Origin of the sequence: Pectobacterium polonicum (assembly GCF_005497185.1) — a bacterium.
Lineage (GTDB): Bacteria > Pseudomonadota > Gammaproteobacteria > Enterobacterales > Enterobacteriaceae > Pectobacterium > Pectobacterium polonicum.
This window is the reverse complement of sequence record NZ_RJTN01000004.1, coordinates 275,709-299,040: the sequence shown is the minus strand read 5'-3', so window position 1 is coordinate 299,040 and position 23,332 is coordinate 275,709. Positions and strand designations below refer to the sequence as shown.

Annotated in this window: 24 protein-coding genes; 19 read left to right on the top strand and 5 right to left on the bottom strand. The window is 52.1% G+C overall.

Translation table 11 applies throughout. The annotated features are described in order from the left end of the window. The first annotated feature begins 27 nt into the window (after positions 1-27). The 3 genes from EDI29_RS07535 to EDI29_RS07525 all read left to right on the top strand — a co-directional run bounded on the left by EDI29_RS07535 (position 28) and on the right by EDI29_RS07525 (position 3,562). Positions 28-1,155: an ABC transporter substrate-binding protein gene (locus EDI29_RS07535; protein WP_137740390.1), complete on the top strand. Its 1,128-nt coding sequence runs from the start codon at positions 28-30 to the stop codon at positions 1,153-1,155. A 328-nt stretch (positions 1,156-1,483) separates the two neighbouring features. Next, positions 1,484-3,151 carry a methyl-accepting chemotaxis protein gene (locus EDI29_RS07530; RefSeq protein ID WP_137740389.1) on the top strand — a complete coding sequence of 556 codons (1,668 nt, stop codon included), beginning with the start codon at positions 1,484-1,486 and terminating at the stop codon, positions 3,149-3,151. Positions 3,152-3,238: 87 nt separating this feature from the next. After that, positions 3,239-3,562, top strand: a complete 324-nt coding sequence (locus EDI29_RS07525) for a hypothetical protein (RefSeq protein ID WP_137740388.1) — start codon at positions 3,239-3,241, stop codon at positions 3,560-3,562. Between the two features lie 56 nt (positions 3,563-3,618). Here the strand turns inward: EDI29_RS07525 and EDI29_RS07520 are convergent, their stop codons facing one another. The 4 genes from EDI29_RS07520 to suhB all read right to left on the bottom strand — a co-directional run bounded on the left by EDI29_RS07520 (position 3,619) and on the right by suhB (position 7,582). Further along, positions 3,619-4,419, bottom strand: coding sequence for an ABC transporter ATP-binding protein (locus EDI29_RS07520; RefSeq protein ID WP_137740387.1), 801 nt, complete (start codon positions 4,417-4,419; stop codon positions 3,619-3,621). After that, entirely contained in the window at positions 4,416-5,399 is a 984-nt protein-coding gene (locus EDI29_RS07515) for a FecCD family ABC transporter permease (protein WP_395303352.1), read from the bottom strand. The genes EDI29_RS07520 and EDI29_RS07515 overlap by 4 nt, the downstream gene beginning before the upstream one ends. A gap of 105 nt (positions 5,400-5,504) precedes the next feature. Further along, positions 5,505-6,623: an ABC transporter substrate-binding protein gene (locus tag EDI29_RS07510; protein WP_137740385.1), complete on the bottom strand. Its 1,119-nt coding sequence runs from the start codon at positions 6,621-6,623 to the stop codon at positions 5,505-5,507. Between the two features lie 155 nt (positions 6,624-6,778). Further along, positions 6,779-7,582 carry an inositol-1-monophosphatase gene (gene suhB / locus EDI29_RS07505; protein WP_107170445.1) on the bottom strand — a complete coding sequence of 268 codons (804 nt, stop codon included), beginning with the start codon at positions 7,580-7,582 and terminating at the stop codon, positions 6,779-6,781. Between the two features lie 135 nt (positions 7,583-7,717). Here suhB and trmJ point away from each other — a divergent pair, with 135 nt between their 5' ends. The 11 genes from trmJ to sseB all read left to right on the top strand — a co-directional run bounded on the left by trmJ (position 7,718) and on the right by sseB (position 16,837). Further along, positions 7,718-8,443: a tRNA (cytosine(32)/uridine(32)-2'-O)-methyltransferase TrmJ gene (trmJ, locus tag EDI29_RS07500; RefSeq protein WP_005970181.1), complete on the top strand. Its 726-nt coding sequence runs from the start codon at positions 7,718-7,720 to the stop codon at positions 8,441-8,443. 119 nt (positions 8,444-8,562) lie between these two features. Next, entirely contained in the window at positions 8,563-9,057 is a 495-nt protein-coding gene (iscR, locus tag EDI29_RS07495; protein WP_107170447.1) for a Fe-S cluster assembly transcriptional regulator IscR, read from the top strand. A 266-nt stretch (positions 9,058-9,323) separates the two neighbouring features. Next, positions 9,324-10,538: an IscS subfamily cysteine desulfurase gene (locus EDI29_RS07490; protein WP_137740384.1), complete on the top strand. Its 1,215-nt coding sequence runs from the start codon at positions 9,324-9,326 to the stop codon at positions 10,536-10,538. 24 nt (positions 10,539-10,562) lie between these two features. Beyond that, a complete protein-coding gene (gene iscU / locus EDI29_RS07485) occupies positions 10,563-10,949 on the top strand; it encodes a Fe-S cluster assembly scaffold IscU (RefSeq protein ID WP_005970177.1) in 387 nt (128 codons plus the stop codon). An 80-nt stretch (positions 10,950-11,029) separates the two neighbouring features. After that, the gene (gene iscA / locus EDI29_RS07480) at positions 11,030-11,353 is read left to right on the top strand and encodes an iron-sulfur cluster assembly protein IscA (protein ID WP_005970175.1); all 324 of its coding nucleotides are present in this window, start codon (positions 11,030-11,032) and stop codon (positions 11,351-11,353) included. A 71-nt stretch (positions 11,354-11,424) separates the two neighbouring features. After that, positions 11,425-11,943 carry a co-chaperone HscB gene (hscB, locus tag EDI29_RS07475; protein WP_137740383.1) on the top strand — a complete coding sequence of 173 codons (519 nt, stop codon included), beginning with the start codon at positions 11,425-11,427 and terminating at the stop codon, positions 11,941-11,943. 75 nt (positions 11,944-12,018) lie between these two features. Further along, positions 12,019-13,869, top strand: a complete 1,851-nt coding sequence (gene hscA, locus EDI29_RS07470; protein ID WP_137740382.1) for a Fe-S protein assembly chaperone HscA — start codon at positions 12,019-12,021, stop codon at positions 13,867-13,869. Position 13,870: 1 nt separating this feature from the next. Continuing rightward, complete coding sequence (gene fdx, locus EDI29_RS07465; RefSeq protein ID WP_095700236.1) at positions 13,871-14,206, top strand: ISC system 2Fe-2S type ferredoxin; 336 nt, start codon at positions 13,871-13,873, stop codon at positions 14,204-14,206. 21 nt (positions 14,207-14,227) lie between these two features. Beyond that, the gene (iscX, locus tag EDI29_RS07460) at positions 14,228-14,428 is read left to right on the top strand and encodes a Fe-S cluster assembly protein IscX (protein WP_005970169.1); all 201 of its coding nucleotides are present in this window, start codon (positions 14,228-14,230) and stop codon (positions 14,426-14,428) included. A 212-nt stretch (positions 14,429-14,640) separates the two neighbouring features. After that, positions 14,641-15,951: an aminopeptidase PepB gene (gene pepB / locus EDI29_RS07455; RefSeq protein ID WP_137740381.1), complete on the top strand. Its 1,311-nt coding sequence runs from the start codon at positions 14,641-14,643 to the stop codon at positions 15,949-15,951. 91 nt (positions 15,952-16,042) lie between these two features. After that, positions 16,043-16,837 (top strand): enhanced serine sensitivity protein SseB, encoded by a 795-nt coding sequence (sseB, locus tag EDI29_RS07450; RefSeq protein WP_137740380.1) that lies wholly within the window; start codon positions 16,043-16,045, stop codon positions 16,835-16,837. Between the two features lie 229 nt (positions 16,838-17,066). Here sseB and sseA read toward each other — a convergent pair whose 3' ends face one another. Next, complete coding sequence (gene sseA, locus EDI29_RS07445; RefSeq protein WP_137740379.1) at positions 17,067-17,936, bottom strand: 3-mercaptopyruvate sulfurtransferase; 870 nt, start codon at positions 17,934-17,936, stop codon at positions 17,067-17,069. A 336-nt stretch (positions 17,937-18,272) separates the two neighbouring features. On the opposite strand from sseA, the gene ndk reads away from it, so the two are divergent. From ndk to ispG, 5 genes are all read left to right on the top strand, one after another. Next, complete coding sequence (gene ndk, locus EDI29_RS07440) at positions 18,273-18,701, top strand: nucleoside-diphosphate kinase (RefSeq protein ID WP_005970161.1); 429 nt, start codon at positions 18,273-18,275, stop codon at positions 18,699-18,701. Between the two features lie 244 nt (positions 18,702-18,945). Further along, entirely contained in the window at positions 18,946-20,148 is a 1,203-nt protein-coding gene (gene rlmN, locus EDI29_RS07435) for a dual-specificity RNA methyltransferase RlmN (protein WP_241664902.1), read from the top strand. 176 nt (positions 20,149-20,324) lie between these two features. Beyond that, positions 20,325-21,110, top strand: coding sequence for a type IV pilus biogenesis/stability protein PilW (gene pilW / locus EDI29_RS07430; protein WP_193555645.1), 786 nt, complete (start codon positions 20,325-20,327; stop codon positions 21,108-21,110). Further along, complete coding sequence (gene rodZ / locus EDI29_RS07425; protein WP_137740378.1) at positions 21,100-22,098, top strand: cytoskeleton protein RodZ; 999 nt, start codon at positions 21,100-21,102, stop codon at positions 22,096-22,098. The genes pilW and rodZ overlap by 11 nt, the downstream gene beginning before the upstream one ends. 40 nt (positions 22,099-22,138) lie before the next feature. Continuing rightward, positions 22,139-23,260 (top strand): flavodoxin-dependent (E)-4-hydroxy-3-methylbut-2-enyl-diphosphate synthase, encoded by a 1,122-nt coding sequence (gene ispG / locus EDI29_RS07420; RefSeq protein ID WP_014698959.1) that lies wholly within the window; start codon positions 22,139-22,141, stop codon positions 23,258-23,260. Positions 23,261-23,332 lie beyond the last annotated feature (72 nt).

Here is a 23,332-nt window from a genome sequence, read left to right as displayed (position 1 = left end):
TAACCATAATCGCAGAAGGGAATAATAATGAAGAAATGGCTGTTCTCAGTCGTTGTGCTCTTGGGGCTGAGCGCTAGCGTTGCTGCTAGCGCTAACCCGATTGTTATTGAAGACGTTAGTGGCAGGAAAGTAGAAATCAAATCCGAAGTGAAGCGGATTATTTTAGGGGAAGGCCGACAAATTTATCTGTTGGCTGCCTTTGATACCGAAGCACCGTTCCAACGTGTGGTTGGCTGGCGTGACGATCTGCCAAAAGCCGATTACGACGGCTATCTGGCTTATGAAAAGCAATACCCGGAAATCACAAAGCTGCCGACTTTTGGCGGAGCGAAAGATGGTACCTTCAACGTTGAGCAGGCATTGACGCTAAAACCGGATTTGGTGTTGATGAATCTGGAGTCAAAAGCGGCGACGGATGAAGGTAAATTGATTGAAAAACTCAGTTCGCTGGGTATTCCGGTGGTGTTTATCGATTTTCGCGAAAAACCGTTTGAGAACGCGGAGAAAAGTATTCACATCATGGGACAACTGGTGGGCAAACCTCAGCGTGCGGAAGAGCTTATTAAATTCCGTCGTGAGCAGATTGAAATCGTTACCGATCGGTTGAAAAACTATCAAGGCTCACGTCCAAAAGTGATGATCGATCGCGCGGGTGGTTATGATGAAGAGTGCTGCATGTCATTCGGTGATGAAAACTTTGGTCGCATGGTTGAAGTTGCCGGCGGTGACAACATTGCCAAGAACATCATTCCCGGCACGTTTGGTACGTTGAATCCTGAGCAGATTATCAGCTCTCGCCCGGATGTCGTGGTGGTAACAGGCGCGAACTGGAAAAACTACAACACGGCGAACGGCTGGGTTGGTGTAGGTCCGGGAGCCGATCAGAAGGAAGCGCTGCAACGCCTGCAAAAGCTGATGGAACGCTCAGCATTTAAAACGCTGCCAGTAGCAACCGATGGCAACGCGCATGCGATCTGGCATCAGTTCTACGACAGCCCGTATCAGTTTGTGGCGATTCAAGTATTAGCGAAATGGATGCACCCTGAACTATTTAAAGACCTCGATCCTAATGCAACATTCCGTACCTTCCATGAGAAGTTCCTGCCGCTGCCGTATCAGCCAGGTTATTGGGTTACGCTGCCAGCGAAGAAATAGCGCTATCAGATAGTAAGCCAGAGATAAAAAGCACTGAACCTGATTGGTCAGTGCTTTTTTTTGTGCCTTTTTCCTTGAGTGCCGTTACAGATGAACGGACGTTTTTGACGATCAATTGTCGTTGGTTGATAGCTTTAATCTATCCATTTGATTTTATTAATTTGTTTTAACGATCGGGAACGCAAGGTCATTGTGGGTTTGCCGATAACTGAGCGTGGTAAAAGCATGCCTGATCCGTACTCAGTGGCATGTAAGAACGGGATGTTGCCGATGCGACCTACCCGAATCAGGAAAATATGCAGTATAAAAATTTAAAATGGAGCGGTTTATGAATATCACGCAACGCCTGCTGTTGACGTTTTCGTTAATGTCGCTAGCACTTATCTCATTGGTTATCGTCACTTTATCACTATTATCAGGGTTCCAGTCTCGTTTTGAATACGTTCAGGATAATGCCATTCCTAGCATCAAAGATTTGAACAACTTAGTAGATAAAAGCAATTCGCTGGTGCTTTTTTTGTATCGTCATCAGACCACGGATGACGATCGTAAGCTGCCGCCGATCGAGCAGGACATTAATAACACCATTGAGGAAATAAAGAAGCTCAATGAGTACTACCTGATAAACGATGCTTCCAGCGAGGCAGATCGACAATTGACGAATACGGCGATTGGTCTGACCCAGAAATTACAGGCAGCGCTACCTGTTTTTATTAATGCCTCAAGAGCGAACCAAAATGATCTCGCTCTTGGCCTGCTTCAAGGAATGGATGGCCCCGGAAAAGTGGTGCGTGACCTCCTCGCCAATTACCGTAAGCAATTCGATCTTAATGTTGAAATGGGCGACGATCTACGCAAGGTGAATAAACAAGTTTACGATCAAACGTGGTTTGGCCTGTTGTCAGGCACATTGCTGGTTGTGCTGCTGATTGGTTTCTTTGCTGTGAGAACCATCCTGGGCATTAGGAAGAGTTTGAACAATATGAATCAAACGATGGAAAACGTCAGCACGCATCTTGACCTAACCATTCAGGCTGACGATCGGCGCAAGGATGAGGTCGGGAATACCGCTCGAGCCTTTAATAGCCTGATGCATCGCGTTTCCGCGGCGCTGGCTTCGGTGAATGCTTCATCGCAGTCGGTAAGCAGTGCGGCGACGCAAATTGCAGCAGGTAATGAGGATCTGTCAGCGCGTACTGAGGAACAGGCGGCGTCGCTGGAACAAACCGCTGCCAGTATGACGGAAATCAGCGAAACGGTACGCCAGAATGCGGAGAACACACAGCAGGCCAGCCTATTGGCGGGCAATGCCAGCCGAATTTCTATCAATAGTGCCGATTCAGTCAGTACGATGCTGAGTACGATGGAACATATTCGTACTAGCTCTGGCAAGATTACCGACATCATTGCGCTTATCGAAGGTATTGCGTTTCAGACCAACATACTTGCCCTGAATGCGGCGGTAGAAGCCGCGCGTGCGGGTGAACAAGGTCGCGGTTTTGCGGTGGTAGCAGGAGAAGTGCGCACGCTGGCACAACGTTCGTCTACGGCAGCCCGTGAGATCAAGGATTTGATTGATGCCTCAAACTCACTGGTATCGGCAGGGGTTGAACAAGCCAGCGATGTGGGGAAAAACATGGCGGCGATGAAAGACGCGATCCAGCAGGTGACGGATTTGGTGAATGAAATCGCTGCGGCGACGGAAGAGCAAAGCCAGGGGATCAGTCAGGTGCATCAGGCCGTTAACCAGATGGATGATGTGACCCAGCAAAACGCCTCATTGGTCGAAGAAGCATCCGCTGCCTCGCAGTCTTTGCAGGAACAGGCAAGCACGTTGAGCCAACTGGTGGGGCAATTTATTGTGGGGCAAATTACGCCATCGGCGCTGACCCCCGCGCTTGCCTCTGTGCCGTCTGGTCTATCTGTACCTCGTCTCGCCCCCGCTAAGCAAAAAAGCGCTGCTGCTCAGGATGAAGGAGATTGGCAGCGTTTCTGATCTATCAAGCCGCGTGTTGTGCTGTGAGACCGTACGCGGCCATAGAATCCTATGCCGGATGGCGAAAGGATAAAGGGAGATGACAGTATGAAATCGACCGAGCACAGCGCTGAAAATTTGGGAGATTATGCGTCCCTGTTGACGGAATTCGAGCATATGACTGTGCTACTGACTCAATTGATGAAAAGCGATTACCGTACGCTTGATTTGTATCTCAATAATTGCAGCCATCTGATCCTGCGATTTACGGCTATTTATAAATTGATCGGCAAACCGGAGTTTGAGAATTATTTAAAGCATCATGATGCGGCGCTGTACTACAACGTAAACAGCGTTGGTTTGGCATTACGTTTGTTTGAGAACATGCTGACGAACATGCGCGATATGTTGGGAAGTGAGCGTTTACACTAGCAGTATTATGCCTCCGGGGCATTCGCTTACCGGAGGTTATTCGAATGGTTCACCATCTAGATGGTCGGTTCGCTGACCAGTCCGTCGATAATCACCTGCGGTACGCCCTGTGAACAGCGCTCAATACGTCCGCGTACGCCATAGACCGCTGACAGGCTTTCGGGGCTAATCACTTCCGCAGGCGCACCATCAGCAATCAGGTTGCCGTTTTGTAGCATCAACACATGGTCGCCATGACGCAGCGCGATATTGATGTCATGCACCACCACGACAGTGATGATGTTGCGCTTGCGCGTCTCCTTGCGCACCAAATCCATTACGTGGAATTGATAATTCAGATCCAATGCGCTGAGCGGCTCGTCGAGCAAGAGCAGTGAGGGTTGACGGATCAGCGATTGTGCTAACCCAACCAGCTGCTTCTGGCCGCCGGAGAGCTGATCGAGGTAGCTTAACGCCAGATGCTCAATGCCCAACTGTCGCAGCAGGTTCATGACTTCATCCTGCTTTTCGGCATTATGCATGCCGCCGGAGGCGCGCTGTGCGACGATAATCGATTCCAGTACGTGCAGGTGAACGCCTGCGGGCAAGGACTGCGGCAGATAAACGACCTTTTCCGCCCGCTGAGCGAATGGCAATGTCATCAGGTTGATATCATCCAGCCACAGTTCGCCTTCTGAAGGGTTCAGACCTGCCATGGCACGCAGCAGGGTGGATTTGCCGCTGCCGTTGGGGCCGAGCAGCACGGTAATTTTCCCGCGTGGCAATTGGGGTACTGACAGATCGCGAATCACCTGACGTTTGGGGTAACCCGCACGAAAATGAGAAAGTCGTAATCCAGATGTGGTTTGCTGACTCATACGTTCCCTCTGTGGCGCAAAATAATACTCAGGAAGAAAGGTACGCCAACCAGTGAGGTGACGATGCCGACCGGAATAATGACGCCGGGAATCAGGTTTTTCGAGGCGACGGAGGCCATCGACAGTACCAGTGCGCCAGTTAACGCACTGGCAGGAAGATAGAAGCGGTGGTCTTCACCAAAAATCATGCGTGCGATATGCGGAGCAACCAAGCCGATAAAGCCGATGGGGCCAACGAATGCGACCGAAATAGCGGATAAAATACTGATGCGCAGCAGCGTCGCCAGACGCAGGCGGCGCACGTTAATACCGAAGCTGACGGCGCGATCCTCACCCAGTCGCAGAGCGGTAAGTTTCCATGAGCTCATCAGCGAAATGGGCATAACAGCGGCAAGTACCAGCAGCAGGATGCCCAATTTTTCCCACGATGCACGAGCCAGACTGCCCATAGTCCAGAACACCAACCCTTGCAGGGTGTCTTCGTTAGCGATGAACTGGAGCATGGAAACCAGTGCATTGAAGGTAAACACCAATGCGATGCCGAACAGCACGACGCCTGACGTGGCGACCTGCGTCCAGCGCGTGATACCATCAAGCAGCAATGCTGCCAATAGGGCGAAAATAAAAGCGTTAGCAGAGATAAACCACTGAGCCGGGATGCCAGGGATACCGATACCGAGCACGATCGCCAATGCGGCGCCGAATGCGGCGGCAGAGGAAACGCCGAGCGTAAATGGGCTGGCCAACGGGTTGTTCAGGATCGTTTGCATCTCTGCGCCAGCCAGGCCGAGCGCTAGCCCGACAATGATGGCCATCAACGCATAAGGCAGACGAATATCCCAGACAATCACGCGCGTACCTGCATCAGCGCTGGCCGGATCGGTCAGCGTGTTCCAGAGCACATCAAGCGTTAGCCCCGAAGGCCCCATCGTGAAATCCAGTAACAATGAGCCGATGATGATCAACAGCAGTATCGCCATAACACCCACGCGGCGTCGAATGATGCCGCGATAGTTGTCCATTATGGTGTTGGCATCCGCGGCAGTATTGCGGATACCCGGTTCAGTGGTTGTACTCATGAAAAATTACTCACCTTGTTTCCAGGCAAAGATAAAGTCACTGTCAGGCAGTGAGGTAAAGTTTTGAATGATATGGTGATACGTGTCATCAGGATTCAGGCTGGAAAACGCCTGAGGATAAATGTCCTTTGCCAGATATTCCATACCAACAATGTTGTAGGGATGGTTGTAGAAATGGTGGTAAACGCCATACACGTGTTTTGCCTGAACCGCAGGGATCTGGCTAATACCGGTGCGGTTTAGTAGCACATTTGCCTGAGTACGAACGCCTTCCACATTGGCACCATAGCCTAGCGGCAGTACCTGACTGTTGCCGCGTTTAGAGCCCGTCATGATGTAAACATCAGGTTTCATGCTGATGATTTTTTCCAGCGAGACAAAACCCGTTGCGCCCGGCAGCAAATCTGAACCGATGTTTTTCGCGCCGACGGCTTCAACTAAGCCACCCCAGCCGCTGTTGCTGTGTGTGAAACAGCAAGAGTCTGAGTTACCGGCAATCGGCTCAACAAAGACGCTGGGTTTCGGGGCTATCGCGGCGGTTTTCTGCTGAATGGCATCGAAGTGCTGACGGTAGAAATCGGTATACGCTTTGGCATTGGCTTCGCGGTTCAGCACTTTTCCCAATAGATCGATGCTGGGGGCGGTATCTTTTGCCGGATTCACTTCATAATCGACAAACAGGACGGGAATATTCAGCGCGCTGAGCTTGTCGATCACGCCGCTTTCCTTCAGTGCCGCTTTGGCACGCAGTTGGGCAATCATCAGGTCCGGCTGTTTTGACAGTACGCTTTCTAGATCGACGTTACCTTTGTCACTGAAGCCCATATCCAGAATGCCGACGGACTGAGGCCATTTTCCTTTCAGCATGTCCCAGGTTGCGGTGTCCTGTTTTTTTGCCAGATTGTTCCAGGCAACCAGACGCTGAAAGGGATTATCGCGGTCAAGCAGTGCCATCGCCATAATATCACGTCCGTCTTGCAGAATGATGCGCTGCGGCTCTTGTTGGATGGTGACACTTCTACCATCGAAGTCGGTAACGGTAAGAGGATACTGGGTGGCATAACTGAAAAGTGGGGCGGAGAGTAATGCGGTCAGAAAGAGCGATCTTACTGATTTTCTTAACATGGTGGTGATCCTAATTCACAATTTATCAGAGAAATGAGTTTGATAATTATTATCGTATAAGGATAAACAATGCGTATACAGGATTCATATGTAAAGAAAAATAACAACTCCGACCCAATTTCATTTTTATGTGGGTGAGCCGGAGTGGGTCGAGATTAACGTTTCAGCGCGTCACTCAGTTCTTCACGAATGGTGCCCAGAATGGCTTTAACCACTCGTGGATTACCAGCAACCAGATTGCCGGACGTCATATAGTTATGAGCACCAACGAAGTCTGTCACGATCCCGCCAGCTTCGCGCACCAGCAGTTCGCCACCAGCAAAATCCCACGGCTTCAGGCCGATTTCAAAGAAACCGTCAACGCGGCCCGCGGCGACATAGGCGAGATCCAATGCAGCGGAACCCGTGCGGCGGAAATCTGCACACTGGGTGAACAGCGCGCCGATGACATTGATATAACTTTTGCTGTGTTGTTTTAATTTGAAAGGGAAGCCGGTTGCCAGCACGGTGCCGTCCAGATCGCGGGCAGTGCTGCTGCGCAGACGATAGCCGTTCAACTGCGCACCCTGACCACGGGTAGCACTAAACAGTTCATTACGCATAGGATCATAAACAACGGCAACTTCAGTACGGCCTTTAATGCGGACCGCGATAGAAACGGCAAAGTGGGGTAAACGTTTGATGAAGTTGGTGGTGCCATCCAGAGGATCGATAACCCATTGTACTGCCGGATCTTCACCTGCCAGCTCGCCACATTCTTCACCAATAATAGTGTGCTGTGGGTAAGACTTGCGGATGACTTCAATGATCAGACGTTCTGCATCCCGATCGACGTTAGTCACAAAATCGTTGCTGCCTTTTTGGCTAGCTTCGACGGCGTCTGGCGTTTCATAGTTTTTGGCAATCAAATTACCGGCTTTACGCGCAGCGCGTATAGCGATGTTGAGCATCGGATGCATGGTATCGGTCCACTGGAATGTTAAAGAACGGAAAGCGGCGCAGAGTATAGCAGGAGAAAAGTCAAATAGCGAAGTTTGTGTTAGAGTACGGCGGTTTCCTTTTCGCACGACTTCCTTTCGCACAATAGAGTACATATGTTAGACAATATTCGCATTGTTCTGGTTGAAACGTCGCACACTGGCAATATGGGGTCAGTGGCCAGGGCGATGAAAACCATGGGATTAAGCAAACTTTATTTGGTCAACCCATTGGTTAAGCCTGATTCGCAGGCGATTGCGCTGGCGGCCGGTGCCAGCGATGTCATCGGTAATGCTACGATTGTTGATTCGCTCGATCAGGCGCTTGAAGGGTGTAGTCTGGTTGTTGGCACCAGTGCGCGTTCCCGCACGTTGCCCTGGCCGATGTTGGACCCGCGCGAATGCGGCGTTCGCAGCGCGCAGGAAGCAGAGCACGCACCGGTGGCGTTGGTGTTTGGACGTGAGCGTGTTGGGCTGACAAATGATGAACTGCAAAAATGCCATTACCACGTAGCGATTCCCGCAAACCCGGAATACAGCTCGTTGAATCTGGCAATGGCGGTGCAGATTATTGCTTATGAAGTGCGTATCGCGCATTTGGATCGGTTACAGGCCGGTAAGCCGGAACATGAAGAATCGCCGTATCCGCTGGTCGACGATCTGGAGCGCTTTTATCAGCATCTTGAAGAGACATTGCTGCAAACCGGATTTATCCGACCAGCACATCAAGGGCAGGTGATGAACAAGCTGCGTCGCTTGTTTACCCGCGCCAGGCCTGAAGCGCAGGAACTTAACATCTTGCGTGGGATACTGAGTTCGGTACAAAAAACCCACGACGAATAATACTTGAGTATTTTACTCGGTTAAATAGTTGACTAAAACACTCGGGAATGTCAGACTCGCGGTATGTTCTGCCAATACATGTTTTCATAATACATGTTTTACCTACAGGTACCACTATCATGAGACTGACATCCAAAGGCCGTTACGCCGTTACCGCCATGCTCGATGTGGCTCTGCACTCCCAGGAAGGTCCGGTTCCCTTAGCGGATATTTCTGAGCGCCAAGGCATTTCACTGTCTTATCTGGAGCAGTTGTTTTCGCGCCTGCGTAAGAATGGGTTAGTTGCCAGCGTTCGTGGCCCGGGCGGTGGTTATCTGCTGGGTAAAAACGCGAATGAAATCGCCGTTGGTATGGTCATTTCGGCCGTCGATGAATCCGTTGATGCAACGCGCTGTCAGGGCCGTGAAGGCTGTCAGGGTGGCGATCGTTGCCTGACGCACACGCTGTGGCGCGATCTGAGCGACCGTATTACCGACTTCCTGAATAACATCACGCTGGATGAGCTGGTGAATAATAAGGAAGTGCTGAACGTTGCCGATCGTCAGGATGCGGACATTCGCCGCACCGCCAATGGACGTATTCAGGAAACGATCAACGTTAACCTGCGCGCCTGATATATCTTAAACGTGGCCGGTACTTTGCGACGAATAGTCTTTACTTGTCACGTTTTGCCTTTCTGATAGCCGCATAATCCTGACCACATTACTCAATGTGGTGTTGGCGTTAGTTCGACTGTCACGGCGTGTTCTGACGATCAATTGTTCCGACTATAGCATCGTCAGATTTTTTGCATTGGCCCGAGAGGTTGCGGGTATAAACAGCCTGTCAATAAAACAAAACGCATTGTACGTTTTGAAGTGATGTACGGAGTTTATGAGCAATGAAGTTACCTATCTATCTCGATTATTCAGCTACCACGCCGGTTGATCCGCGCGTCGCTGAGAAAATGATGCAGTGTTTGACGTTGGACGGTACGTTCGGCAACCCGGCTTCCCGTTCACACCGTTTTGGCTGGCAGGCGGAAGAGGCGGTTGATGTCGCCCGTAACCAAATTGCTGATCTGGTTGGTGCCGATCCGCGTGAGATCGTCTTCACGTCAGGCGCGACCGAAGCCGATAACCTCGCAATTAAAGGTGTTGCCAACTTCTATCAGAAGAAGGGCAAGCACATCATCACCAGCAAGACCGAACACAAAGCCGTGCTGGATACCTGTCGTCAACTCGAACGCGAAGGTTTCGATGTCACTTATCTAGCCCCGCAGCGTAACGGCATTATCGATCTGACCGAACTCGAAGCTGCGATGCGTGAGGACACCATTCTGGTTTCCATCATGCACGTCAACAATGAAATCGGCGTTGTGCAGGATATTGCAGCCATCGGTGAGATGTGCCGCAGTCGCGGGATCGTATTCCACGTTGATGCCACACAGAGCGTAGGTAAACTGCCTATCGATCTCAACCAGTTAAAAGTGGATCTGATGTCTTTCTCTGGCCATAAAATCTATGGGCCGAAAGGGATCGGAGCACTGTATGTTCGTCGTAAACCCCGTATTCGTCTCGAAGCGCAGATGCACGGCGGCGGCCATGAGCGCGGTATGCGTTCCGGCACCTTGCCTGTGCACCAAATTGTCGGTATGGGCGAAGCCTACCGCATCGCGAAAGAAGAGATGACCGCAGAAATGGATCGTCTGCGTACGCTGCGCGATCGCCTGTGGAACGGCATTAATGATATTGAAGAAGTCTACTTGAATGGTGATATCGAACAGGGCGTGTCCACTATCCTGAACGTCAGCTTCAACTATGTTGAAGGTGAATCGCTGATTATGGCGCTCAAGGATCTGGCGGTATCGTCCGGTTCTGCCTGTACGTCGGCCAGCCTGGAGCCCTCCTACGTGTTACGCGCGCTGGGCATGAATGATGAGCTGGCACATAGCTCGATCCGTTTCTCGCTGGGACGTTTTACCACCGAAGAAGAGATCGACTACACCATCGAACTGGTGCGTAAATCCATCGGTCGTCTGCGCGATCTTTCTCCGCTGTGGGAAATGTTCAAGCAGGGCGTGGATATCAGCAGCATCGAATGGGCGCATCATTAATTCACCAGAGCGGGGACGACTATCATGGCTTACAGCGAAAAAGTAATTGATCACTACGAAAATCCACGCAATGTGGGTTCGTTTGACAACGCCGATCCTTCTATCGGTAGTGGCATGGTCGGCGCGCCAGCGTGCGGCGATGTGATGAAGTTGCAGATAAAAGTCAACAATGAGGGTATCATTGAGGATGCCCGCTTCAAGACATACGGTTGTGGTTCTGCCATTGCCTCCAGCTCGCTGGTCACCGAGTGGGTAAAAGGCAAATCGCTCAATGAAGCTGAAGCGATTAAGAACACGCAGATTGCCGAAGAGCTTGAGCTACCGCCAGTGAAGATTCACTGCTCCATTCTGGCGGAAGACGCTATCAAGGCAGCGATTGCGGATTACAAAAGTAAACGCGACGCGCAGTAATCTCTGCGGCTGAACTCGTCGGGGCACCGTTTCTCTCGGTGCCTGATCCCGTCGAGCTGGCGAACGATCGAGGTAACAGTATGTCGATTTCTCTGAGCGAAAGTGCGGCACAACGCGTGAGCGCTTTCATCGCAAACCGGGGCAAAGGTCTTGGGCTGCGTCTTGGCGTACGGACATCCGGCTGTTCCGGTATGGCGTATGTGCTGGAGTTTGTGGATGATTTGAACGACGGTGATACGGTCTTTGAAGACAAAGGTGTCAAAGTCATCGTGGACGGCAAAAGTCTGGTCTATCTTGACGGAACCGAATTGGATTTCGTCAAAGAAGGGCTGAACGAAGGCTTTAAGTTCAATAATCCGAACATTACCGGCGAATGTGGTTGCGGCGAAAGTTTCAACGTCTGACCCCTCTTGGGTAGTGAGCGTGCTATCAATGAATGGCAAGCGCAACTACCCAGAACTCCCAGAGTACCACTATGGATTACTTTACGTTATTCGGGCTGCCGATTCGCTATGATGTGGATGGCGGCCTGCTTGCATCCCGTTTTCAGGATTTGCAGCGGCAGTTCCATCCTGACCGTTATGCGGCCAGCCCAGAACGCGAGCGCATGCTAGCGGTGCAGCAGGCGGCGACGATCAATAACGCCTATCAGGCGCTCAAGCATCCGCTGAAACGCGCGGAGTACATGCTGTCGCTGCACGGTTTTGATGTGAACAACGAACAGCATACGATGAAGGACACGGCATTCCTGATGGAACAGCTGGAACTGCGTGAAGAGTTGGAGGCGATCTCACCGCGATCTGATGCGGATGAAGCGCTGACGGCCTTCGCGGAGCGGTTGCAGGCAATGATCGTTAAGCGCCGTTCGCATATGCGTGATGAACTCGATAATGAGACGTGGACAGACGCCGCGGATACCGTGCGCAAGCTACGCTTTTTAGACAAGCTCCAGCAACAGGTTGAAGAACTCGAAGAACAATTGCTGGACAGATAACTGGTTAATCCGGCGGGAAACCCGATGGTGATTACCATACCGGTTTTTTCGTCAGCCAATTGATGGAAGCTCAATATGGCCTTATTACAAATTAGTGAGCCTGGCCTTAGCGCCGCACCGCACCAGCGCCGTCTGGCTGTCGGTATTGATTTAGGCACCACCCATTCTCTTGTTGCCACCGTACGCAGCGGCGAAGCGCAGACGCTCGCGGATAGCGACGGACGCGACCTGCTGCCGTCGGTTGTCCACTATCGTCACGATGGTCACAGCGTCGGCTGGCACGCGCGCGACAATGCTGCCCACGATCTGGAAAATACCGTCAGTTCAGTTAAACGCCTGATGGGGCGTTCTCTGGACGATATTCAGCAGCGTTACCCGCATTTACCCTATCGCTTTTATGCCAGCGATAACGGTCTGCCGCTGATTCAGACGTCGGCCGGCAACCTCAATCCTGTACAGGTATCGGCGGATATTTTGTCCGCGCTGGCTGCGCGTGCGGAAGCGGCGTTAGGCGGTGTGCCGGATGGCGTGGTGATTACCGTTCCCGCCTATTTCGATGACGCACAGCGTCAGGGCACCAAAGATGCGGCACGTCTGGCTGGGCTGCACGTCCTACGCCTACTGAACGAACCGACCGCAGCCGCGATTGCCTACGGGCTGGATTCCGGTAAAGAAGGCGTGATCGCCATTTACGATCTGGGCGGCGGTACTTTTGATATTTCCATTCTGCGCTTAAGTCGTGGCGTCTTTGAAGTGCTGGCGACGGGCGGCGATTCTGCATTGGGCGGTGATGATTTCGATCATCTGCTGGCGGAGTGGCTGCGTGAGCAGGCGGGTATTCACGATCGTGACGATCGCCAGTTGGATCATGCCTTTCGTGATGCGGCGGTGAAAGCCAAGATTGCGCTAAGCGGCGCCGAGTCGGTGCTTGTGGATGTCGCAGGCTGGCAGGGCGATATCACCCGCGAACAGCTTGATGCACTGATTGCTCCGCTGGTGAAACGCACGCTGCTGTCCTGCCGTCGTACGCTGAAAGACGCGGGGCTGACGGCAGAAGAGGTGCTGGAAGTCGTGATGGTGGGCGGATCGACGCGTGTTCCGCTGGTGCGCGATCAAGTAAGAACGTTTTTTGGTCGTACACCGCTGACGTCGATCGATCCAGACAAGGTTGTGGCTATCGGCGCGGCGATCCAGGCGGATATTCTGGTGGGCAACAAGCCAGACAGCGAAATGCTGCTGCTGGATGTGATCCCCTTGTCGCTGGGGCTGGAGACGATGGGCGGGCTGGTGGAAAAAATCATTCCGCGCAATACCACGATCCCCGTTGCCCGCGCACAGGAATTCACCACCTTCAAAGACGGCCAGAGCGGCATGATGATCCACGTCTTGCAAGGCGAACGCGAAATGGTGGCGGATTGCCGTTCGCTGGCGCGCTTCTCACTGCGCGGCCTGCCGCCGCTGCCTGCTGGTGGGGCTCACATTCGCGTGACCTTTCAGGTCGATGCGGATGGCTTGCTGAGCGTGACGGCGATGGAGAAGTCGACGGGCGTTGAGGCATCCATTCAGGTTAAACCGTCATACGGTTTGAGCGATACGGAAATTGCCACGATGATCACCGACTCGATGCTGAATGCGAAGGAAGATGTTGGCGCGCGTCGGCTGGCAGAGCAAAAAGTCGAGGCAGCACGCGTGCTGGAAAGCTTGCAAAGTGCGCTGGTGGCCGACGCAGAATTATTGAGCCATGACGAAAAAGGCATCATTGTCGCGGCATCCGAACACCTGCATACGATGATGCAGGGAAGCAATCCCGTGGCGATTGAAGCCGCGATTAAAACAGTCGATCAACAAACCCAGGAATTCGCCGCCCGCCGCATGGATGCCTCTATCCGTCGCGCGCTAGCAGGCCATTCTGTGGATGAGGTGTAACATGCCTAAGATAGTTTTTTTACCGCATCAGGATCTGTGTCCTGAAGGGGCGGTTTTGGAAGCGGAACGCGGTGAAAGCATTTTGGAAGTCGCCCTGCGTAACGGTATTGACGTTGAGCACGCCTGCGAGAAATCCTGTGCCTGTACCACCTGCCACTGCATCGTGCGCGAAGGCTTTGACTCGCTGGCAGAAAGTACAGAAGACGAAGACGATATGTTAGATAAAGCCTGGGGGCTGGAGCCGGAAAGTCGTCTGGGCTGTCAGGCGCGTATCGCCGGGGACGATCTGGTTGTCGAGATCCCGCGCTATACGATCAACCATGCGCGCGAGCATTGATCTGAATAAGGAGAAACCGCGATGGGATTAAAATGGACAGACAGCCGGGCTATCGGTGAAGCGCTTTACGACCAGTTCCCCGATCTCGATCCGAAAACCGTACGTTTCACGGACATGCACCAGTGGATCTGCGAACTGGATGAATTTGACGATCGGCCAGATGCCTCCAATGAAAAAATTCTGGAAGCGATCCTGTTGGTCTGGTTAGATGAAGCCGACTAACATTATGACGGGCTGCCTTGGGTGGCCCATTTTATTTCGTGCCAAAATTCGTAACATTTGCATGTCATGATGCACCGTTTATTTATCTGCAAACCGAGTATTTATAAGCGAGAGCGTTTATAAACACGCATTGATAAGCAGAATGTCTGCAAATATGAACATCACCTGCAAACATGAAAAGTGGCAGGAATACCTATTATCGGAGAAGCACTATGACGAACAATACCATGCTGATTTCACTCTCCACTCAACCTGCTGACGCGCGCTGGGGAGAAAAAGCGACGCTGAGTGTGAATGAGCAGGGCTTTACCATTCATGTTGGGTCGATGTCGCTGAATGGCAAAGCTGCCTTGGCAACGATCCAGCGTGCCGCCCGTAAAATCGATGGGCAGGGGATTAAACACGTTACGTTAGCGGGGGAAGGCTGGGATCTGGCAAACAGCTGGGCATTCTGGCAGGGCTATCGTGGGCCGAAAGGGCAAAGAACGGTCGAATGGGCGGAACTGAACGACGCGGATAAGCAAGAGCTGAACGATCGCCTGAAGATTGTGGACTGGGTGCGTGACACCATCAACCTGCCTGCCGAAGATTTGGGGCCAGAGCAACTGGCGACCCGTGCAATCGACCTGCTGTGCGATGTAGCCTGTGATGCCGTCAGCTACCGCATCACCAAAGGTGAAGATCTGCGTGAACAGAATTATGCTGGTCTGCACACGGTGGGCCGCGGCTCTGAACGTCAGCCGGTGCTGCTGGCGCTGGACTATAACCCAACGGGCAATCCGGATGCGCCAGTATTCGCCTGTCTGGTGGGTAAAGGTATTACGTTTGATACCGGCGGCTACAGCCTCAAGCCTAGCGGGTCCATGGATTCCATGAAGTCAGACATGGGCGGTGCGGCCACCCTGACTGGCGCACTGGCGCTGGCGGCGTCACGCGGTTTGCAACAGCGTGTGAAGCTGTACCTGTGCTGTGCAGACAACATGGTGAGCGGCAATGCGTTCCGTCTGGGCGATATTATTCGCTACCGTAACGGCAAAACGGTTGAAGTGATGAACACCGACGCGGAAGGGCGTCTGGTACTGGCGGATGGTCTGATCGATGCTTCCGAGCAGAATCCGCAGTGGATTATCGACTGTGCCACGTTGACAGGCGCAGCGAAAATGGCGCTGGGTAACGATTATCACGCGCTGTTTAGCTTTGATGATGAGCTGGTGGCGGCATTGCAGGAAAGTGCGAAAGAAGAAAACGAACCGTTCTGGCGCTTGCCGCTGGAAGAATTCCACCGCAGCCATCTGCCGTCAAGCTTTGCCGATCTGAACAATATTGCCAGCGGTGCACACACCGCCGGTGCCAGCACGGCAGCGGCTTTTCTGTCGCATTTTGTGAAAAATTACCAGCAGGGCTGGCTGCACATCGACTGTTCCGCAACGTACCGCAAAAGTGCGGTAGATCAGTGGGCGACAGGCGCGACGGGGCTTGGTGTTCGCACATTGGCGAATCTCCTGCTGAGCAACGCCAAATAGTCGATTCAGGTTTATCTGCCATTTAATGTGTTGAAGAAATAAAGCCGGGCCTCAACGCGCCGGCTTTTAACGTAATCATGTTGAGGAAAGTATGGAGTTTTCGCCACGTAACAAACTGGAAGACGTGCTGATTCTGGCCGCAACGGAGCCGGCGCATCGTCCTGAATTTTTCAGTGAACTGATGGAAGCTACGGTGTTTGTACTAGGCAGTACCGACGACGGGGATGAATCCGGTGAGGTAGTATTGCATGCGGGCAGTAATGTGAACATCCAGCACTGGGAAAAAGACGATGGTTCATCCGCCATTCCCTTCTTTTCTTCCCTGGAAGCGTTACAGAGCGTGATTACGGAAGAAGCCCCTTTTCTGGCACTGCCAGTACGGTCGTTGTTTGAAATGACGCAGGGCGTCACGCTGTTCCTTAATCCTAAACTACCGTATGGCAAAGAATTTTTGCCGCAGGAAATTGAACATATTCTGTCTGGCGAAGGCAATGGTTTTGTTCAGCAGCGCGTTGTTGAAGAAGATATGCAGGTGATGCTGAGCCAGCCAGCCGAGATGCCAGCACAGATGATTGATTCTTTGACGCAGCTGTTTGCCAAACACCGCCAGGTAAAACGGGCGTTTTTGGCACAGATTCAGGAGCCAGGTGAAGAACAGCCGCACCTGCTGATTGGTATCGATGCCGATCGGGACGAGGAAACCATCATTCGTGAGGCGGGCAACGTCGCTAGCGATACCTTACCGGACGATCGTCCTGTCGATTTGTGTCTGGTGAAAGACGGCGAGCCGGGTATCAGCCATTATATGATTAAACACACCACGCCGTTCTACGAGCGCAAGTGGGGCAGTTTCCTGCGGGAGTTTAAGGCCACCGGCAACGCCTGATACTCGTCATACTTCAAGCTGCTTGTGCGTTGGTAATACTCGGCTCATCGCTGAGCTTCGCCCTTCGAGCCAGCGCATAGCGCTGTTCAAAACGCTCACGTTTTGTCACGCAACTCGAATTATTTAGGGTATCTAAGTTTGATATAGGCGACAGCGGATTACGCTTTTTCCGCTGTTGCCTGCTCTACACCTGACCGTCATTCGCGGTTGAATACAATCTCACCCGGCATTAATCGCGTGCAATCGGGACATCATCGCGGCTCCCCCAGTCGCTCCACGACCCATCGTATAACGTCACATTAGGGACATTTAACTGCGTCAGCGCTAATACTACGACGCACGCCGTCACGCCAGAACCACAGCTGGCGACGATGGGGCGAGTGAAATCCACGCCCTGCTTATGCAGAATGGTCGCCAGTTCCGCATTGGGCTTCAACGTACCGTTATTCACTAAATCGGTCCACGGCACGTTCAGGCTACCGGGAATATGGCCACGGTGCAGGCCGGCGCGCGGTTCGTCCACTTCGGCATGAAAGCGTGGGGCGGGGCGGGCATCGATAATCTGTTCTGATTTATCCCGGCTGATTGAAAGTACGTCATCGCGTGAGCGAATGACGTTTTCATCCAACGCGGCATGAAACGTGACGGGCTTACGTACGGCATCGCCTTGCTCCAGTGGCAGGGCTTGCGCTTTCCAACCTGCTAGCCCGCCGCTCAGAATAGAAAGTGATGTGGCACCGAAGGTGTGCAGCATCCACCATGCTCGGGGGGCGGAAAAGAGATTGCCTTCATCGTAAATCACCAGATGCTGCTGATTATCGATCCCCAGTTCACCCATCGCGTGTGCGAAATCTTCGCGAGTTGGCATCATATGCGGCAGGTCTGTGCTGTGATCGGACAAGGCTTCAATGTCAAAAAAAACCGCGCCTGGCAAATGACCGTCGCGGTATTCAGCATGAATATCACGGCTAGCGTTACCCGGTGGTAGCATTCGTGCGTCAATAAGCGTGATGTTGCTATCATTCAGGTGGCTGGCAAGCCAGTCTGCGGACACAAACCGCTCATGAGAAACGGGCAAATCAGAAGACGATGCTGACATAGATCCTCCACGCTAGAGCTGAGGGATTCAGCCCTGATGTGCAATGATAGATTTATTGTCAGCGATTTTCCCTAATCCGACAAGCCATGGATGATTGGATGCTACGGTTTGTATAGGCTTGTTTTAATTGCAGCCGGTCATCCCGATTGGCGTCAATCATTGAGAATTGAATCGTTAATGAAGAGAAAAGAATAGGTAATATTTTTTTAATAAAAATGTTATTTCCTTGGTAGGCAATAAAGGCCAGTACCCCTATAATTTCCGCCACTTTCACCGGCTGGGTAAACAACTCTTATAATCCGGCTGCAATCTGATAGTTTAGTTAATGAGGTCAATATGACGATAGAACGTACCTTCTCCATCGTAAAACCTAATGCGGTTGCCAAGAATGCCATCGGTGCAATTTACGCACGCTTTGAAAGCGCTGGTTTTACCATCGTTGCGGCTAAAATGTTGCGCCTGAGCCGTGAACAGGCAGAAGGTTTCTACGCAGAGCACAAAGGTAAGCCATTCTTTGATGGCCTGGTTGAATTCATGATGTCTGGTCCGATCATGGTGCAGGCGCTGGAAGGTGAAAACGCCGTCCAACGTAACCGTGACATCATGGGTGCCACCAACCCAGCTAACGCGTTGGCGGGAACGTTGCGTGCTGATTATGCCGACAGCTTCACGGCAAACGCGGTGCATGGTTCCGATTCCATTGAGTCTGCTCAGCGTGAAATTGCTTATTTCTTTAGCGAAGACGAAATCTGCCCACGCGCATAATTCTGCGTGGGTAATAGCAGGTGAGTACTCGTGATGTGACCCTTTTTTCACCGAGTCAGTGCGCGACTCTGAAGCGATGACACAGAAAAAAAGCGGTGATAGTAGCTTACCTGTTTTAAACTTTGTACAATGCTGCGCCCCGGATGAGCCTGCACTTGCCCGGGGCATTTCTTTGGTCATTACCATCGAATTCAACCCTCTTTTTTAGTGCCATAACGTGTAACAACGAGGCCAGGATCTATCAATGTCTAAGCAAATCGTGTCTGAGTCTGAAACTATCGTGTCTGAATTCTCCCCGGCATCTGCTGATGCTTCTCAATCCGTTAAAACTAGTGCGGAAAAAATTAACCTGCTTGATCTTAACCGCCAGCAAATGCGTGATCTTTTCGTATCTATGGGGGAGAAGCCGTTCCGTGCCGATCAGGTCATGAAATGGATCTATCACTACTGCTGTGATGACTTCAACCAGATGACGGATATCAATAAAGTCTTCCGTTCCAAATTGCAGGAAATCGCTGAGATCCGTGCACCCGAAGTGGTGGATGAGCAACGTTCTTCCGACGGCACGATTAAGTGGGCGATTCTGGTCGGCGGTCAGCGGGTTGAAACGGTTTATATTCCAGAAGAAGATCGCGCCACGCTGTGCGTCTCCTCTCAGGTTGGCTGTGCGCTGGAGTGTAAATTCTGTTCAACGGCGCAGCAGGGCTTTAATCGTAACCTGCGCGTATCGGAAATCATCGGTCAGGTGTGGCGCGCAGCGAAGATCATTGGTGCTTTTAAAGTCACGGGTCAGCGTCCGATCACCAACGTGGTGATGATGGGGATGGGTGAACCACTGCTGAACCTGACTAATGTGGTGCCAGCGATGGAAATTATGCTGGATGATTTCGGCTTTGGTTTGTCTAAGCGCCGTGTGACGCTGTCCACGTCTGGTGTGGTGCCAGCATTGGATAAATTAGGCGATATGATTGATGTTGCGCTGGCGATTTCACTTCATGCGCCGACAGACGATATCCGCAACGAAATCATGCCGATCAATAAAAAGTACAATATCGAGATGTTCCTGAGCGCGGTGCGTCGTTATTTGGAGAAATCCAATGCGAATCAGGGACGCGTTACGGTTGAGTATGTGATGCTGGATCATATTAATGACGGTACCGAGCATGCGCATCAACTGGCTGAATGCCTGAAAGATACGCCGTGCAAGATCAACCTGATTCCGTGGAACCCGTTCCCAGGTGCGCCGTATGGCCGCAGCTCAAACAGCCGCGTTGACCGTTTCTCCAAAGTGCTGATGGAATATGGTTTCACGACGATCGTACGTAAAACGCGTGGGGATGACATTGATGCTGCCTGCGGTCAGTTGGCGGGGGAAGTCGTGGACAGAACCAAACGTACTCTGAAGAAGAAAATGGCCGGTGAACCTATCGCGGTGAAAGCGGTCTGATAACGAATGGCACGGGTTAATGCGGAAGCGTTAACCCAACGTCTTGCCGCCGAGGTCATTTTTAGGGCCGCGGTGGGAAAATTGCGAGGCGTGCCGCGTTGTTGTGAGGCCTGACTGCCACTCTGTTTGTATTCAGGTAACCTCTTTGTCAGGAATGACAACGCGAGGGAACAGGGATGGTGAAGCCTCTATTGCAGGGACTGTTTTTATTACATGGAAGGCCGTTATCACCGCTGAGTAGTGTGTTTGCGGTGTTGCTGCTGGTGGGATGCGTGAATTCGCCTCAGGAGGTGACAAATCCAGCGGTCGCCCAAACCCGCTTACAGCTGGGGCTGGCGTATTTGACGCACAATAATCTGGATTCGGCGCGGCAGAATCTTGAGAAGGCGGTAGCGATTGCTCCGCAGGATTATCGAACACAATTGGGGATGGCGCTTTACGAACAGCGGATAGGTGAAAACCGTCTGGCCGAACAGCGTTATCAGCAAGTGCTGAACATGGCGCCGGAAAATGGCAGCGTCATGAATAATTACGGTGCGTTTCTGTGTAGTTTAGGGCAGTATGTAGCGGCGCAGCGACAGTTTAGTGCGGCTGCACAACTTCCTGATTACAGTCAGGTTGCTGATGCGTTGGAAAATGCGGGATACTGCTTTTTCAATGCCGGGCAAATTGAAGACGCACGTCGTTTATTAAGTCGGGCGCTGAAATATGACCCGAAGAAAGGCATCGCATTGCTGGCGGAAGCAAACCAACAGTTTTCTGCCGGAAACAGTGAGCAAACGCGACTGCTGATTGAGATTTATCAGCATAGTCTTCCGGCCAGTGCCGAAAGTTTATGGTTACAGATTCGTTTCGCCGCGTTAGCGGGCCATGATGGCGATAAAGAACGTTATGGCAACGTGCTGGCGCGAAGTTTTCCACAATCTAAACAGTACCAGCATTTCTTAGCTAATGAATACTGAAGCCACCCAAAATACAACAGAAGCAAAACTACCCGGTGAACGTCTGCGTGAGGCGCGCGAACGCCTTGGGCTGACTCAGCAAACTATTGCCGAGCGTTTGTGCCTTAAAATCACCACCGTTCGTGATATCGAAGACGGTACGACCCCTGCCGATTTAGCGCCGACCTTTCTGCGCGGCTATATCCGTTCTTATGCCAAGCTGGTTCATTTGCCTGAAGATGATCTGCTTCCCATAGTGGATAAACAGGCCGTGCCTAAAACGATCTCAGTTTCGCCGATGCAGAGTTTTTCACTGAAAAAAAGCCGCAAAAAGCGTGATGGTTGGTTGATGACAATCACCTGGCTGGTTGTGCTGGTTGTTCTGGGGCTGACGGGGGCATGGTGGTGGCAAAACCATCAGGCTCAACAGGCAGAGATCAACAGCATGGTCGATCACGCCAGTTCGGTACAGGCGCAAACGGAAGGGCAGTCTGTTCCGCTGATGGATAACAGCGCTCCGCAGGAAACCACGACGTCGAGTTCTGCAACTGCACCTTCTTCTACGCCAGTCGATCTTTCCGCCACTATTGCTGCGGCACCATCAACGACGCCTTCTTCCACAACAGCCCCTTCTGCTGCACCGTCCAGCCAATCATCTTCATCGGCGAACGTGGCGCAGCCACAGGCTGCGGGTCATACCTTACTTGGGGCTGGGGCCGTCGCACCTGCTGCTACGGTAGCGGAGAGCAATCCGGTGTCTGCAACTCATGCATTGGTCATGACCTTTACGGCTGATTGCTGGTTGGAAGTCACGGATGCGAGCGGTAAGAAACTGTTTAGTGGCATGCAGCGTAATGGCGGCACGCTGAATCTGGATGGCCAGTCACCTTATAAACTTAAAATTGGTGCACCAGCGGCGCTACAGATCCAATTTCAAGGTAAGCCGGTCGATTTAAGCCAATTTGTGCGCAGTAGTCAGGTTGCACGCCTGACGCTGACGGCCGAATAACATGTTGTTCAAGTAAGACTGCAATGTTGGAGATGAAGTAATGCATAACGCTGCACCCATAACCCGTCGAAAATCAACACGGATTTACGTCGGCAAGGTGCCTGTTGGTGATGGCGCGCCGATTGCGGTGCAATCCATGACCAACACTCGAACCACCGACGTTGAAGCCACCGTCAACCAAATTAAAGCGCTAGAGCGTGTTGGTGTCGATATTGTGCGCGTCTCCGTACCCACAATGGATGCGGCGGAAGCCTTTAAGCTGATCAAACAGCAGGTGAATGTTCCGCTCGTCGCTGACATTCATTTTGACTACCGCATTGCGCTGAAAGTTGCAGAATACGGCGTCGACTGTCTGCGCATCAACCCCGGTAATATTGGTAACGAAGAGCGTATTCGCTCGGTTGTTGACTGTGCGCGTTACAACAATATCCCGATCCGCATTGGTGTTAACGGCGGCTCGTTGGAAAAAGATTTGCAGGAAAAATACGGTGAGCCAACACCGGAAGCGCTGCTTGAATCCGCAATGCGCCATGTCGATATCCTCGACCGCCTGAACTTCGATCAGTTTAAAGTCAGCGTCAAAGCCTCGGATGTTTTCCTGGCGGTGCAGTCTTACCGTCTGCTGGCGGCGCGTATCGATCAGCCGTTGCACCTTGGTATTACCGAAGCCGGTGGGGCGCGTAGTGGTGCGGTGAAATCGGCTATTGGCCTCGGTCTGCTGCTGTCTGAAGGTATTGGCGATACGCTGCGTATCTCTCTAGCGGCCGATCCCGTTGAAGAAGTGAAGGTTGGCTTCGATATCCTGAAGTCACTGCGCATTCGTGCACGCGGCATCAACTTCATTGCTTGCCCGACCTGCTCTCGCCAGGAATTTGACGTGATCGGTACGGTGAACGCGCTGGAGCAACGGCTGGAAGATCTCATCACACCAATGGATGTCTCAATTATCGGTTGCGTGGTGAATGGCCCCGGTGAAGCGCTGGTGTCTACCATTGGTGTTACGGGTGGGCACAATAAGAGCGGCTTCTATGAAGACGGTGTGCGGCAGAGAGAGCGCTTCGATAACGAACAGATGATCGATCAGTTAGAAGCCAAGATTCGCGCTAAAGCCTCCATGATGGACGAAAATCAGCGTATTACCGTCAATCTGGTGGATAAATAATTTTGCAGGCGTGGCGGTATGCTGTCGCCGGTATAATTCACGACTCCTGAACCCGATGGGGATGCCCCGCAT

Coding starts and splice junctions, on each gene's coding strand:
- rodZ (WP_137740378.1), top strand. CDS start 21,100: ATGAATACTGAAGCCACCCAAAATACAACAGAAGCAAAACTACCCGGT.
- EDI29_RS07535 (WP_137740390.1), top strand. CDS start 28: ATGAAGAAATGGCTGTTCTCAGTCGTTGTGCTCTTGGGGCTGAGCGCT.
- iscX (WP_005970169.1), top strand. CDS start 14,228: ATGGGATTAAAATGGACAGACAGCCGGGCTATCGGTGAAGCGCTTTAC.
- EDI29_RS07530 (WP_137740389.1), top strand. CDS start 1,484: ATGAATATCACGCAACGCCTGCTGTTGACGTTTTCGTTAATGTCGCTA.
- hscB (WP_137740383.1), top strand. CDS start 11,425: ATGGATTACTTTACGTTATTCGGGCTGCCGATTCGCTATGATGTGGAT.
- iscR (WP_107170447.1), top strand. CDS start 8,563: ATGAGACTGACATCCAAAGGCCGTTACGCCGTTACCGCCATGCTCGAT.
- suhB (WP_107170445.1), bottom strand. CDS start 7,582: ATGCATCCGATGCTCAACATCGCTATACGCGCTGCGCGTAAAGCCGGT.
- EDI29_RS07525 (WP_137740388.1), top strand. CDS start 3,239: ATGAAATCGACCGAGCACAGCGCTGAAAATTTGGGAGATTATGCGTCC.
- sseB (WP_137740380.1), top strand. CDS start 16,043: ATGGAGTTTTCGCCACGTAACAAACTGGAAGACGTGCTGATTCTGGCC.
- trmJ (WP_005970181.1), top strand. CDS start 7,718: ATGTTAGACAATATTCGCATTGTTCTGGTTGAAACGTCGCACACTGGC.
- EDI29_RS07490 (WP_137740384.1), top strand. CDS start 9,324: ATGAAGTTACCTATCTATCTCGATTATTCAGCTACCACGCCGGTTGAT.
- pepB (WP_137740381.1), top strand. CDS start 14,641: ATGACGAACAATACCATGCTGATTTCACTCTCCACTCAACCTGCTGAC.
- hscA (WP_137740382.1), top strand. CDS start 12,019: ATGGCCTTATTACAAATTAGTGAGCCTGGCCTTAGCGCCGCACCGCAC.
- EDI29_RS07520 (WP_137740387.1), bottom strand. CDS start 4,419: ATGAGTCAGCAAACCACATCTGGATTACGACTTTCTCATTTTCGTGCG.
- rlmN (WP_241664902.1), top strand. CDS start 18,946: ATGTCTAAGCAAATCGTGTCTGAGTCTGAAACTATCGTGTCTGAATTC.
- iscA (WP_005970175.1), top strand. CDS start 11,030: ATGTCGATTTCTCTGAGCGAAAGTGCGGCACAACGCGTGAGCGCTTTC.
- EDI29_RS07510 (WP_137740385.1), bottom strand. CDS start 6,623: ATGTTAAGAAAATCAGTAAGATCGCTCTTTCTGACCGCATTACTCTCC.
- fdx (WP_095700236.1), top strand. CDS start 13,871: ATGCCTAAGATAGTTTTTTTACCGCATCAGGATCTGTGTCCTGAAGGG.
- pilW (WP_193555645.1), top strand. CDS start 20,325: ATGGTGAAGCCTCTATTGCAGGGACTGTTTTTATTACATGGAAGGCCG.
- ispG (WP_014698959.1), top strand. CDS start 22,139: ATGCATAACGCTGCACCCATAACCCGTCGAAAATCAACACGGATTTAC.
- EDI29_RS07515 (WP_395303352.1), bottom strand. CDS start 5,399: ATGGCGATACTGCTGTTGATCATCATCGGCTCATTGTTACTGGATTTC.
- ndk (WP_005970161.1), top strand. CDS start 18,273: ATGACGATAGAACGTACCTTCTCCATCGTAAAACCTAATGCGGTTGCC.
- sseA (WP_137740379.1), bottom strand. CDS start 17,936: ATGTCAGCATCGTCTTCTGATTTGCCCGTTTCTCATGAGCGGTTTGTG.
- iscU (WP_005970177.1), top strand. CDS start 10,563: ATGGCTTACAGCGAAAAAGTAATTGATCACTACGAAAATCCACGCAAT.